The following is a 13,460-nucleotide window of genomic DNA, read 5'->3' on the forward strand; positions in this document are numbered from 1 at the left end:
GAGAACCCAGTGAAGATCCTGCCGCAGCACGCGATCATCGACGTGTCGGCCCACGAGAGCGTGCTCGTCGACGGCCGACTGGAGCGGGCCGACGACGAACTCGTCGACGAACTGGTGCGCCTGGTGACCGGCGGCGCCGGCGTCGCCGTCTGCCACGGCCTCGACCGCACGCTGGCCCGCCACGGGCTGGACATCCACGACGAACGGGACGCCGCGGTGGCCCGCGACTACCTGGAATCGCTCTTCCGCGCCTTCGGCACTCGGGTGGAGGTCGCCAAGTTCACCCCGGTCGCGATCGGCTACGACCGCATCGCCGGCATGGACGTCGACGGCTACAACAAGAACACCCACTTCACCCCGAACGACGACCACACCACGGCACGCGAGTTCCTCACCACCAAATGCGTGCACTTCGACGCCGCCACGCCGTTCATCGCGAACATCTACGGACCCAACACCAACATCGACGGCGGCATCCCGATCCTGTGCGACACCCGCGCCTACTGCCGGGACGCGGACGTACCGCCCGCCGACCTGGTCGAGTTGATGCCGCACAGCTTCAACGTGGCCGTCAAGGAGGAACACGCCGACCGCATCCTGGCCGAGCACGCCACCGCGGTGGACGTCGACCTGGACACCGACCTGGTGATGATCGTGCTGTTCAACGAGGTGGACGGCGGCCTCGCACACGCCGGCTCCATCCCCCGCCCGGCCGACCCCGGCAAGCCCTCGCGCCGGCCCATCCGGCACCTGGAGTACCAGTTCGCCGACAGCGACGAACTGGCCAAGTGGTACCGGCACTACCGCCTCGAGATCCCCGAGCCCACCCTCGAGGTCCCGGACGAGGCCGCCCGCGAGCGCTACCACCGAGGCGTCGACCCGGTCGGCGCCGACGGCGGGACGGCCCGGTGAGCACACCGACCGAACCCGACGTGCCGGTGATGTCCGAGCACGAGGTGGCCGAACTCGACGAACTGCTGGCCGCGTTGACGGCCGACGAATGGCCCGAGGCGATCGACGAGGCCCGTCCGTTCTACGACGCGTGGGGCACCCCGATCGCCGACGACATCAAGGTCGAACACCGCGACGGCGGCGTGCTGTTGACCCCACCGGACGTGCGCGGCGAGCGGACCGGGATCTACCTGCACGGCGGCGGCTACGTCTACGGCTCGTTGCGCAGCCACGGCGGACTCGTCTCCGAGATCGCCCGGGCGGCGCACAGCCGGATGTTCTTCGTCGACTACCGCCGCGCGCCCGAACACCCCTATCCGGCGGCACTGGACGACGCGGTCGCCGCGTACGAGAACCTGCTCGCGAGCGGCGTGCCGGCCCGGGAAGTGGTGTTCGCGGGGGACTCCGCGGGCGGCGGCCTGGTCCTGGGGACACTGCTCAAACTCCGCGACCTCGGACTGCCGCTGCCCGCCGCGGCGGCCTGCGTATCGCCGTGGACCGACCTGGCCGGCACCGGTGAAACCTTCCGCACCCTGGCGGACGACGACCCCCTGGTCGGCAAGAACATCGTCGCACTGGTGGCCGGCTCCTACCTGGCGGGCGCCGAGCCGACCACCCCCTACGCGTCCCCGCTGTACGGGGACCCGACCGGACTGCCGCCCGTGCTCATCCAGGTGGGCAGCCGGGAGATCCTGCTCAGCGACGCGGAACGGTTCACCGCCGCGCTGCGCCGGGCCGGCTCCACCGGCGTCCTGGAGGTCTGGCCCGGCATGGTGCACGTGTGGCACCTGCACTACACGCGGCTGGGCAAGGCACGCCAGGCCATCGTCCGACTCGGCGGCTGGCTGCACGAGCGGGCCGAGGCGGCCCGATGAGCGAGGACATCGTCGGCCCGCACCGATTCCGCAACAACCGCAAGATGGTGCCGGCCGCCGAGGCGGCGTGGGGCCTGTCCGAGAAGCACGGCATGCTCGGACTGGTGGTCGAGGCCGTCGACGGCCAGAACCGGCTGCGCGAGATCGACTCCGGGCACGAGTTCGCCAACCTGTCCTCGTGCTCGTACCTGGGACTCAACAGCCACCCCGCGGTGATCGAGGCCGGGCGCGCCGCGCTCGCCGACGAGCGCATCACCGGCCTGTCCATGGGCGAGTTCCGCATCCGGCTGGGCATCATGAACCGACTCGAGGAGGAACTCGCCGAACACTTCGGCACCCACGTGCTGCCGTCCGTGTCCTGCGGGGTGCTCAGCGCCGCGATCCTGCCGCTGCTGGCCTCCGGGCACCTCGGCGACGGCGAGCCCCTCGTCGTGGTCTTCGACCGGTTCGCGCACTTCTCGATGAACTTCCTCAAGCCGATCGTCGCCGACGAGACGCTGGTGCTGACCTGCCCGCACAACGACATGCAGTTCCTCGAGGACGTGTGCCGGCGATACCCGCGCGTCGCCTACGTCTGCGAAGGCGTCTACTCGGTCGGCGGACAGGCCGACCTGGCCGGCATCAAGGCCCTCCAGGACCGCTACGGGATGTTCGTCTACCTCGACGACTCGCACGCGCTGTCCGCCGTAGGGCCGCGCGGAGAAGGCTACGCACGCTCCGTGTTCGAGGACCTCGGCGCACGGACCGTGATCGTCGCCTCGATCGCCAAGGCGTTCGGCAGCACCGGCGGCATCGCCATGATCGGCGAACGCCACATCTACGACTTCCTCTACCGATCAGGGCCGTTGGCCTGGTCACAGGGCCTGCGCACGGCCGCGGTGGGCACCTCCCTGGGCGCCCTGCGGGTACACCGCGGCCCCGAGCTGACCCAACGCCAACGGCAACTCGCCCACAACATCGCCCTCTTCGACGACCGGCTACGCGGACACGAGGTCCGCGGCACCGGGTCACACATCAAATTCGTCACCGTCGGCGACAACGACCGGGCCGTACGGCTGTCCACCGACCTCTACCGGCGCGGCTACTACTGCTCCGCGATGTTCTTCCCGATCGTGGCGCAAGGAGACGCGGGCGTGCGGATGATGCTGCGCGGCGACATGCCCACGGAACTGGCCGAGCGGTTCGCGGACGACCTCGTCGACGCCCTGGCGGGACTCGAATGAGCCTCGCCCCGCCCGACACCCGCGCCGGCGACGTCCTGGCCGTGGCCGAGCTGATCCGCGACGGCCTGCGTGGCGGCACGCTCGGCCGGATGACCGTGCCCATGCGCCAAGTCGTCGACGAGGGACACGGCGTCAAGTTCGTGTCGATGCCCGCCGTCTCCCTCGACCACGGCCTCTACATCGCCAAGATCGCCACCATCGGCAACGGCCCGGGGCCGACCGTGACCTCCGTGGTCCCGGTCTTCTCGACGAGCACCGGGAAACTGCTCGCGGTCCTGGACGGCGCGGCCGTCACCAATCTCAAATGCGCCGCCGTCACCGCCGTGGTCACCGACCACTGCGCGGCCCGCGACAGCGCCGACCTGGCGATCATCGGATCCGGCGTCCAGGCCTGGCAGCAATACCTCGGCGTCTCGGCCGTACGGGAGATCACCCGGGTACGGGTGCACTCGCGCAACCCCGCGCACGCCGAGGCCCTGTGCGCGCGCATCCGAGCCGCCGGCCGGGCAACGGCTCACGTCCGCGCCTCGGCCGCCGAAGCCACCTCGGGAGCGGACGTCGTGGCCACCGCGACGACCTCGACGAGCCCGCTGCCGATCGCCACGGACCTCCCGGCGCACGTGCACATCAACTGCATGGGCGCACACACCCCGCAATCACGCGAACTGTCGCGCGAACTGCTGGCATCCGGCCCGCTGATCGTCGAATCCATCGAGACCGCCGTAGCCGAGGCCGGCGAGATCCACCGCACCGCGATCGACCTGGAATCCCTGGAGACCGGCGAGCACCCCGGACTCGACGAACGTCCGACCGTCTTCAGCTCCACCGGCCACGCCGCACTCGACCTCGTCACGTGCGCCCACCTGGTCGCGCACTCGAACCACTGAACCGCATCGAAGGGAATACCGAACGTGCCCAACGTCGGCAAGGAAGAGATCACCGGAGCGCACGACACCGAGATCCCCACCGAGTTCGTCGACTACATGACGAGCGGTTGGCGGGAACAGGAGATCGAGCTCGTCCCGGTACCCCACCTCGACCGGCTGTCGGCGCGCCGCGCCCTGCTGTCGAACGCCTTTCCGGGCGAAACGCTGGTCATCCCGACCGGCCGGATCCAATGGCGCAGCTACGGCGCGCCCTACCCGTTCCGCGGCGGCAGCGACCTGCTGTGGCTGACGGCGGACCAGGACCCGAACTCGGTGCTCGTCATGCACCCGATCACCGGCGGCCACGACGCGGTGCTGTACGTGGACCCGCGGCACGACCCGGCCTCCGGCGTCGGCTACCTCGACCGCATCCTCGGCGAGGTGTGGCAGGGCCGCTGCCTCTCGCCCGAGGAGAAGACCACGGTGCTGGGAGTGCAGACCCGTCCCATCGGCGACCTCCCGACGGTGTTGCGGCGCGCCGGCCGCAACACCCGAGTGCTGCGTGGCTACGACGCGGGCATCGACCGCGGCCTGCTCCCCGCGACCGAGGAGAACGCGGCCCACGACGCGCTGCTCGCGAGCGTGCTCGCCGAACTGCGGCTGCGCAAGGACGACTGGGAACTCGCGCAACTCCAGGAGGCCGTAGACATCACCGTCCGCGGTTTCGAGGATGTCGCGCGCGCCCTGCCGAGCGATCGCGCGGTCTCCGAGCGGCTGCTCGAAGGCATCTTCGCCACCCGCGCGCGCCACGACGGCAACGGCGTCGGCTACAACTCGATCGTCGCCGCCGGCGCGCACTCGACCATCCTGCACTGGGGCCGCAACGACGGCCCGGTCCGACCGGACGGCATCCTGCTGATGGACATGGGAGCCGAGGCGCGGAGCTGCTACACCGCCGACGTGACCCGCGTCCTGCCCGTCTCGGGCACCTTCACCACCGCCGAGCGCGACGTCTACGACATCGTGCACGCCGCGCGCGACGCGGGCCTGGCGGCGATGGCGCCCGGTGTCGCGTTCGACGACGTCAACCTGGCCTGCCGGCGCACCCTCACCGAGGGCCTGCGCGACCTGGGCGTACTCAAGTGCGGCGTCGAGGAGGCCATGCAGGACAAGCGGCAGCCGTACCGGCGGTGGACCCTGTGCGCCTTCGGCCACATGCTCGGCCTGGACGTGCACGACTGCGGGCACGCGCGCCCGGAGTACTACGGACAGGGCGTGCTCGGCGAGAACCACGTGCTGACCATGGAACCCGGTCTGTACCTGCAACCGCACGACGAATTGGTGCCGGAGGGCCTGCGGGGGATCGGCGTGCGGTTGGAGGACGACGTACGGGTGACCGCGGACGGCGTTCAGGTGTTGTCGGCGGCGCTGCCGGTCGGCGCGCGCGAGACCGAGACCTGGCTCGCCGCGCAACGCGAGGCCGGCCCGCGCCTGCCCGGCGGGCACGGGCCCACCGCGTGAGCGCCGACCGGATCGCCGTGGACGGCGCCGACCACACCGGCCACACCGGCCACACCGGCCACACCGGCCACACCGACCGCGCCGGCCACGCCGACCGCGCCGACCGCGCCGGTATCGCCGGCGCCCGTGCCGGCATCGATGACGCCGACCGCCCCGATCCTCCCGATCGCTCCGAACTCCCCGCCTGCGTCGAAGTAGATCCCGCCGACCGGGAGTTCACCGCCACCCTGGAACGGCTCGGCATCGAGATGCCGCGCGACCTGGCGCCCGGTGTGCTGGCCGGCTACCGCGGGCTGCGGGCGAAGATGGAACTGCTGCGCACCACGGAGGCCACCGATGGCTGACCTCGACAGCACCGGCCCCGGCGCGCTCGCCGAACTGTCCGTCGCACAGGCCGGCGCGCTGCTGCGCGCGGGCCGACTCACCTCGGTGGACCTGGTGGAGAACGCGCTCGGCATGATCGAGGCGCGCGACGCGACACTGCACGCCTTCGTACTCGTCACCCGCGAGCAGGCGTTGCGGCGCGCCCGGCAGGCCGACCGGGAACTGCGCGAGGGCCTCGACCGAGGTCCGCTGCACGGCGTCCCGTACGCGCTCAAGGACATCTTCGCCGCCGAGGGACTGCCCACCACGAACCACTCGTGGCTGACCGTGTCGGACGTGGCCGCCGAGGACAGCGCCGTGGAGGCCCGACTGCGGGCCGGCGGCGGCGTGTTGCTGGGCAAGTTGGCCACCTACGAGTTCGCGCTCGGCGGGCCGAGCGTCGACCTGCCCTTCCCGCCGGCACGGAACCCGTGGAACGGCGAGCACATCCCCAGCGGTTCATCGTCGGGCGCCGGGGTCGCGGTCGCCGCGGGGTTCCTGCGGGTCGCGTTCGGCTCCGACACCGCCGGCTCGATCCGCGGCCCGGCGTTCCACTGCGGGACCGTCGGCCTCAAGCCCACCTACGGCAGCGTGTCCGGGTACGGCGCCACCCCGCTGTCGCACACCATGGACCATTTCGGACCGCTGGGCTGGACGGTGGCCGACACCGCCGCCGCACTCCACGTGATCGCCGGACCGGACCCGCGCGACCCACGCACCCGCGACACACCCGCGCCGGACTTCCTCGGCGCGGCGAGCGAGGACGTCAAGGGCCTGCGCGTGGCGTACTCGACCGCTTGGTACGCCCACGACCCCGCGACGCTGCCGGAGATCACCGAAGGCATCGAGCGGGCCCTGACCCACCTGGACAAGCTCGGCGCGATCGTCGAGGAGTGCGAACTGCCTCCGTACGAGGTGCTCGACGCCTGCGGCCGGGTGATCCTGGCGGCGGAGGGCTTCGCAGTGCACGAGCGCAACCTGCGCGGGTTCCCCTGGTCCTACGGGCGGTTCACCTACCAGAAGCTGATGCCCGGGGCCGGGGTCGGCGCGGGTGACCTGCTCCGCGCGATGGACGTGCGCCGGCGCCTCGTCGAGTCCTTCCAGCAGAAGGTTTTCGCCGACCACGACGTGCTGGTCACCGCCTGCGGCCAGGCCACCGCAGCCCGCTTCGACGACTTTCCCACCGACTGGCCGCCGCCGCGTCTGGCCAACGACATGCAGACGATCCCGTTCGCGGTCACCGGACACCCGGCCCTGTCGCTGCCGCTCGGATTCGCCGCCGACGGGCTGCCGATCGGACTACAGCTCGTGGGACGCAAGTTCGGTGAGGCGAGCCTGTTCCGGGCGGGGGCGGCGCTGGAGGCCGAATTCGGCCGGCGGGACACCAGGCCGCGGTTGACTGGGGCCGGGGCCGGGGCCCGAGCCGTAGGTGGAGCAGCCGGAACCCGAGCCCGAACCCGAGCCGTAGGTGGAGCAGCCGGAGTCGGGGCCGGATCCGGCCCCGGCATCGGGCTTGGCCCCGGCCTTCACCCGGGCCTGCGCCCCGACCTCGCCATCCGCGCCCATCGCCCCGACCCGGAACCGGAGCCCGCCGATGTTCGCCGCTGAGAACCGCGCCTTCCTGAACCGAGTGTTCACCGAACACAGCCCGCACGACCTCGCCCTGGCCCGAGAGATCTCCGACCGGCACCTGCGCGATCTCGGCTTCCTCTTCCCCACGTTGCCCACACACTTCCGGCTGGACCGGACCACCCTCGACGAACTCCACTCGACGACAGCCCGGTTGGTCTCCGCCCACCGCAAGGTGATGCGGCACGTGTGCTCGTCCCTGTCGACCGCCGAACTGGCCGCCACGTTCCGGATCCCGGAGGCGATGGCGGGCCACATCCACTGGCAATGGATGACCGAGGGCACCGCGCTGGCCCGGGCCGACATCATCCCCACCGAATCGGGCTACGCCTTCTGCGAGTTGAACACCTTCTCCGGCGTGGGCGGCGGCGAATGCCAGCACAGCGCGCGACTGCACGCCGAACTGCTGGGACTCCCCGCGGCGGGCGCCTCACCGTTCCTGGACCTGGCCCGGCACTACCTGACGCAGTGCACCCGACTCGGGCTCGACCGCCTGGTCATCCTGGACTCCGTGCGGCACTCCCGGCGCGGCTACGGTCGCGACCAGCCGCTCGTGGACTTCCTCCGGATTATGGCGCCCGACCTGGACGTCGTCTACTGCAACGAGACCTCCTACCGGGCGCAATGGCTGCGCGCGCCGCACGCGCGCCGCATCCTCGTCCACCGACTGATCACCTTCGCCGACACCGACGACGACGGCGCCTTCCTCAAGGCCGTCGACGACAGCGGCGCCACCGTCTCGTGCATGTTCGAGGCCGAACTCGGCATGCACCGCAAGTGGTTCTCCCTGCTGTGCGATCCCGACCTGCACCACCTGCTCGACCCGGAAGAGGTGGAGACGCTCCGACGCCACGTACCGATGACCTTCGACCTCGCGCCGGACATCCTCGACGACGTACTGGCCTCCCGGGGCGACTACGTCTTCAAGCACAGCTACACCTACGGCGGCGACGGCGTCCTGATCGGCGCCGAGCACTCCGCGCCGGCCCTGCGCGCGCGCTTCGTGGCGGACGGGGTCGAGACTTGGACCTGTCAGCGCATGGTCGAAGCGTCCACGCTGGAACTCCCGGTCGCGGACGGTCCGAGCGCCGAGGAGGCCGGGCACCGCAAGACGGCCGAGTTCGACTTCGTGCTCGGCGTCTACGCCTACGGCGATCGCACCAACGGGGCGCTGGTGCGCGGCTCGGCCGACTCCAAGGTGGTCAACGCCTCCCGAGGCGCGATCTCCTGGGCATTCGCGGACTGACCTCGACACCTTCGCGGGGCCTTGCACCGGGCCTTCGCCGGGCCTTCGCCGGGCCTTCGACGACGCGCCTGGCCCCTCGACGACATACCCCCTTCGACGACACTCCCCAGGCTTTCCCCGACGCCTCCCAAGCCCTCGACGACACCTCCCACGGTTGGGCGCCACCGCCATTCCTGCGGCGACGCCGCCATTCCTACGACGACACCGCCACTCCTGCGACGACACTGCCGTTCCTGCGACGACACCCGCCTACGACGACACCCGGCCTTCGATGACCCACCCGCCTCCCCCGATCGCTCCCGCCCGGGAGCAACCACGGTCGGCACTACCGGGCCGGCTGGTGCCTGTCCTTGTGTACGAGCGCCACCAGTTGGATCCGCGACCGCACGCCGAGCTTGCGATAGATCCGGGTCAGGACCGCCTCCACGGTCTTGACGCTGACATACAACGACGCCGCGATGTCCCGGTTGCCGCGCCCGTCGGCGACCAGTTCGGCGATGCGCTGTTCGGCGTCGGTCAGGCCCGCGAGCCCGGCCCTTGCCCCGGTTCGCTCCGGCCGGTCCGGCTCCCACAGCGGCGCATCCGCCTTGCGGAACACCGCCTCCGCAGCCGCGTGCAACTCCCGGGCGCGGGCGGGGCGTCTGCGTCGCTGCTCGACGGCCGAGTGGGTCAGCAACACCCGGCCGCACTCCAACGGGTAGCCCAGCCGCGCGAACGCCTCCCAGGCCCGGGTGAGCAGCCGCTCGGCCGCCGTGAACTCGCCCGCCGCAGCCGCGCACAGCGCCTGGGCGCGGTCGAGCGAGGCCAGCACGCCGCGCCGCCCCAACTCGCGCGCCGGGTCTCGGGCATCGGCGATGGTGCGCGCGGCGGCCTCGACATCCCCGGCGGCGACCAGGGCCTCGGCGAGGTCGGCGTCGTAGCGGATCGCCGCCGGATCCCGGACGGACAACTCGCGCACCAGATCCCGCACCCGCAGCAGATCCGCCAGCGCGCCGACCGTGTCGCGCAGGAACAGCCGCGTACGGCCGGACAGATGCAGGCAGTGCGCCGCGAAGACGGTGTCCTTCTCCTCCTCCGACGCGGTCAATCCCAGCCCCGCGTAGGCGAGCGCCTGTTCCAGGGTTCCGCCCGCGAGTTCGGCGATCGCCGCCGCGTACCACGGCGGACCGGGGGAGGCGCCCAACTCGCGGGCCAGCGCCAGCAGTCGGCGGGCCTCCTCGCGCGCGGCCCGACCGTCGCCGCCGTGCGCGTGGATCAGTACGGCGCAGCCCAGGAGCCGCCCCGGGTCGGCCCGCCCGGCGGCCGACCCGAACCCCGGGCGAAGCGCGTCCAACAACTGCCCGGCGTCGTCCAGGCGGTCCTCCAGGAGGGCGAAGGACACCGCGACCCGGCGCGGATCATCGGAGATCGGAGGCGGGTCACCGGCGCTCGCCCCGGTTCCGCCCGCCGCGCCCGGCTCCAACGCCAGGCGCAGTGTCCCGGCGTGCTCCGGCGAGCCGCGGCCCTGTTGGATCCGGGCGGTCAAGGTGATCGCGGCGGCGCGGCTCGCCGGGTCGCCGGCCCGTTCCGCCCACTCCACGGCCGCGCACGCGTGTGCCAGGGCCTCGGCGGAATAGCCCCGGGTCAGGTGCGTGCTCCAGGCGAGTCGCAGATGCGCCGCCGAAACCAGCGCGGGTTCGTCGGCGGCCGTGGCGTCGGCCAGCGCCCTGGCCGCGATGTCCGCCAGCAGCGCGGCGCCGCGGCCGGCGGCGTCCACGACCGCGATGCGTGCCCGGGCGCGCTGCGCCGGTCCGGCCCGGGTGCGGTCCAGCCGGTCCAGGGCCGTCCAGGCGAGGTCGAAGCGCCCCGCGGTCTCGGCGTCCCGGGCGGCACACACCAGCAGATCGGGTCGGGTGCCGCCGGCCCGGTCGACCGCCAGCAGGGCGAACTCCGCGGCCCGCGTGTGGTCGCCGCGCTCGCGCGCCGCCGCGGCGGCGTCGGCGAGCACCAGGACCAGACGCGCCGCGGTCGTGGCCGGGGCCAGGGCGGACGCCTCGTGCCAGGTCCGGTCGTCGGCACCGGTGGACACCGCCGCCAGCGCGCGATGGGCGCGGCGCACCGACTCGCGGCCGGCCTCGGCGACGATGCCCTCGCGCAGCACCGGCGCCGGGAAGGACACGGCACCGTCGACCAACCGGATCAGCCCGGCGTCCTGGGCGGTGGCCAGAGCGGCGTCCGCGGTCGGCGCGGCGTCGGCGGTGTACCCGGTGGCCCGACGGATGCCGTCGAGCGAGGGATCGGCGGCCAACGCCGCCAACAGCAACACCCGGCGCACCGGTTCGGCCAGATCAGCCAGCCACGCGCGCATCGCCTTGCGCGCGTGCGGGGCCAACGGTTCGGCGTCCCACGCGGTGGCCGAACGCCCGGCCCGGGCCAGTCCGGCGGCGATGTCCGAGACCAGTCGCGGACTACCGCCCGTCGCTGCGTGGATGCGGCCCGCGGTGCGCAGCGGGATGCCGAACGACCGTACGATGGCCGCCGATTCCTCCGGGCTCAGCGGTGGTATCCCGATCTCGACCGCGCCGCCGCCGAGCACGTCGTGCGGCGACGGGCCGTCGGGCCGCAACGCGGCCAGCAGCGACACGCTGCCACGACTGCGCCGCGCGGCGAAACCGAAGACGTCCAGGCTGCCAGGACCCCACCACTGCACGTCGTCGGCGGACAACAACGGCCGGGCCCTGCGTCCCCACGCCTGAAGGCAGGACAACACCGTGCCGCGGAACGTAGCGGTGTCCGGCTCGGGCCCCGCAACGCGCCGCAACACCCAGTCCATCGTCGAGCGTTGCAGTTCGGACAGTTCGCCGCGCACCTCGGCCGGGCACGCGGTGAACAGGTCCATCAGCGGCGCGTAGGCGATGTTCGCGTCGGCGCGCGCCGAGCAGAGCCGGACCACCGGATCCCCGGCCGCCTGCCACGCCGTGCACACCGCGTCCAGGACCGCGGACTTGCCGAACCCGGTGGGCCCGACCACCGCCACCACGCCGGCCTGCCGTAACTGTCCGCAGACCTGGTCCACCAGCGGACCGCGCGCGGTCATCGCAGCGAGGCCATCCAGGCCTCGACCTCGTCCGCGGCGCGTGGCAGGCCCGACGACAGGCATTGTGCGCCGTCGGCCGTGATCAGGAAGTCGTCCTCGATGCGAACGCCGATCCCGCGCAACTCCTCCGGCACGGTCAGGTCGTCGGGCTGGAAGTACAGGCCGGGCTCGACGGTGAGTACGTGCCCGGGTGCCAACAGGCCGTCCGGGTAGCTCTGTCGACGGGCGGCGGCGCAGTCGTGGCAGTCCAGGCCGAGCATGTGGCCCGAGCCGCAGAGGGTGAAGCGGCGATACAGGCCCGAGTCGGGGGCCAGGGCCGCCTCCGCTCCGTCGGGCAACAGGCCCCATTCGTCCAGGCCTTCGGCGATCACGCGCATCGCGGCTGCGTGGAAGTCGCCGAACCGCGCGCCGGGCCGCAGCGCGGCGATACCCGCCGACTGGGCGGCGAAGACGAGGTCGTAGACCCGGCGTTGCACGTCGGTGAAGCGTCCGCCGACCGGCAGCGTACGGGTGACGTCGCCGGTGTAGAACGAGTCGGCCTCGACACCGGCGTCCAACAGCAGCAGGTCGCCCGGGCGCACCGGTCCGTCGTTGCGCATCCAGTGCAGGACGCACGCGTGCGCGCCGGCCGCCGCGATGGTCTCGAAGCCCAGCCCGTAGCCCTCGAGCCGGGCCCGCCGATTGAACGTGCCCTCGATCCAGCGCTCACCACGCTCGAGACCGGTGGCATGATCCAACTCGCCCACCACGTCGTGGAATCCGGCCACCGTGTGGCCCACGGCCGCACGCAGCTGCTCGACCTCCCACTCGTCCTTGACCAGCCGCGACTCGGACAGGAAGGTGAGCAGTTCGGCCTCGGCCTCGGCGCCGGCTCCCGAGGCCGGCGGCACCAGCGCGTCGACGAGCGGGTCCTCGCCGCGCACCACCCGGGTCGGTACCTTCCGTCCGCGCAGGGCCCGTTCGAGGTCCTCGCGCGGGGCCGACTCGATCCCGAGGGCGTCGGCGGTCTCCGCGAGTGTGCGCCGGCGCCCGACCCAGAACTCGCCATACCGCCGGTCGCCGTAGAACCCCGCACCGTCGGGCCCGCCGTCGCGCGGTGAGCGCGGCCGGGTGAACAGTGTGACCGAGTGCCCGTTCCCGTCGGGCTCGAAGACCAGCACACTGTCCGGGACCGCCTGCGTGCCCTGCTCGGCGGTCAGGTGCACGAACGCCGAGTGCGGCCGGAACGTGTAGTCGAAGTCGTTGCTGCGCGCCTTCAACCCACCCGACGGCACCACGATCCGCTCACCGGGAAAGCGCTCGGACACCGCCGCCCGCCGCTTGGCCGCGTACGCCGCCCCGGACACGGGCGGCGCCTGTATCGCGGTGTCGGCCCACCCATGTCGAAACGCCTCCGCCAGCGCCGCCGGCACCGCGTGGTCATGCTTCTCGGTCCCACGCGCCCTGCCGCCGGTCATGTCGTTGTCACCCATGTCGCCCATGTCACCCATTGCACGCCCCGATCATCGCGTTGTGATATTCCGGACGGTACCATTTCACATGTGACACTTCTATGTTCCGAGCCGGACACCCGAGGCAGCGTGAGCCGGCTCGGCGCCGGGCGAGGAGGGCGTCGGCGGCGGTGACGTGACGGTGTCGTCCGCGCCCGCCCCCACCGGCTTCCCGTCCTCGCCGCGCGCGTGCGCGGCGTCACGCGAACGAGAGCGCGCG

At 72.4% G+C, this 13,460-nt stretch carries 10 protein-coding genes; 8 read left to right on the forward strand and 2 right to left on the reverse strand.

All coding sequences use genetic code 11. The features are described 5' to 3' along the window. Positions 1–9 precede the first annotated feature (9 nt). Genes ACIRL2_RS02750 through ACIRL2_RS02785 form a run of 8 tightly spaced genes read left to right on the forward strand, consistent with a single transcriptional unit; the run spans position 10 to position 8,674 of the window. Positions 10–912, forward strand: coding sequence for a hypothetical protein (locus ACIRL2_RS02750; protein ID WP_402229683.1), 903 nt, complete (start codon positions 10–12; stop codon positions 910–912). Next, on the forward strand, positions 909–1,826 hold the full coding sequence (locus ACIRL2_RS02755; RefSeq protein WP_402229685.1) for an alpha/beta hydrolase: 918 nt from the start codon (positions 909–911) through the stop codon (positions 1,824–1,826). The genes ACIRL2_RS02750 and ACIRL2_RS02755 overlap by 4 nt, the downstream gene beginning before the upstream one ends. After that, on the forward strand, positions 1,823–3,049 hold the full coding sequence (locus ACIRL2_RS02760) for an aminotransferase class I/II-fold pyridoxal phosphate-dependent enzyme (protein WP_402229687.1): 1,227 nt from the start codon (positions 1,823–1,825) through the stop codon (positions 3,047–3,049). Before ACIRL2_RS02755 ends, ACIRL2_RS02760 begins: the two co-directional genes overlap by 4 nt. Then, positions 3,046–3,936 (forward strand): ornithine cyclodeaminase family protein, encoded by an 891-nt coding sequence (locus ACIRL2_RS02765; protein WP_402229690.1) that lies wholly within the window; start codon positions 3,046–3,048, stop codon positions 3,934–3,936. The genes ACIRL2_RS02760 and ACIRL2_RS02765 overlap by 4 nt, the downstream gene beginning before the upstream one ends. A 24-nt stretch (positions 3,937–3,960) precedes the next feature. Next, positions 3,961–5,436: an aminopeptidase P family protein gene (locus ACIRL2_RS02770; RefSeq protein ID WP_402229691.1), complete on the forward strand. Its 1,476-nt coding sequence runs from the start codon at positions 3,961–3,963 to the stop codon at positions 5,434–5,436. Then, positions 5,433–5,780 carry a hypothetical protein gene (locus tag ACIRL2_RS02775; RefSeq protein WP_402229693.1) on the forward strand — a complete coding sequence of 116 codons (348 nt, stop codon included), beginning with the start codon at positions 5,433–5,435 and terminating at the stop codon, positions 5,778–5,780. Before ACIRL2_RS02770 ends, ACIRL2_RS02775 begins: the two co-directional genes overlap by 4 nt. Continuing rightward, positions 5,773–7,407 (forward strand): amidase, encoded by a 1,635-nt coding sequence (locus ACIRL2_RS02780; protein ID WP_402229695.1) that lies wholly within the window; start codon positions 5,773–5,775, stop codon positions 7,405–7,407. Before ACIRL2_RS02775 ends, ACIRL2_RS02780 begins: the two co-directional genes overlap by 8 nt. Further along, entirely contained in the window at positions 7,394–8,674 is a 1,281-nt protein-coding gene (locus tag ACIRL2_RS02785; RefSeq protein ID WP_402229698.1) for a hypothetical protein, read from the forward strand. The genes ACIRL2_RS02780 and ACIRL2_RS02785 overlap by 14 nt, the downstream gene beginning before the upstream one ends. Before the next feature lie 325 nt (positions 8,675–8,999). On the opposite strand, the gene ACIRL2_RS02790 is transcribed toward ACIRL2_RS02785, so the two are convergent. Both ACIRL2_RS02790 and ACIRL2_RS02795 read right to left on the reverse strand, forming a co-directional pair. After that, positions 9,000–11,750: a LuxR C-terminal-related transcriptional regulator gene (locus tag ACIRL2_RS02790; RefSeq protein WP_402229699.1), complete on the reverse strand. Its 2,751-nt coding sequence runs from the start codon at positions 11,748–11,750 to the stop codon at positions 9,000–9,002. Continuing rightward, positions 11,747–13,231 (reverse strand): aminopeptidase P family protein, encoded by a 1,485-nt coding sequence (locus ACIRL2_RS02795; protein ID WP_402229701.1) that lies wholly within the window; start codon positions 13,229–13,231, stop codon positions 11,747–11,749. Before ACIRL2_RS02795 ends, ACIRL2_RS02790 begins: the two co-directional genes overlap by 4 nt. Positions 13,232–13,460 lie beyond the last annotated feature (229 nt).

This window comes from Embleya sp. NPDC127516, assembly GCF_044765325.1.
Lineage (GTDB): Bacteria > Actinomycetota > Actinomycetes > Streptomycetales > Streptomycetaceae > Embleya.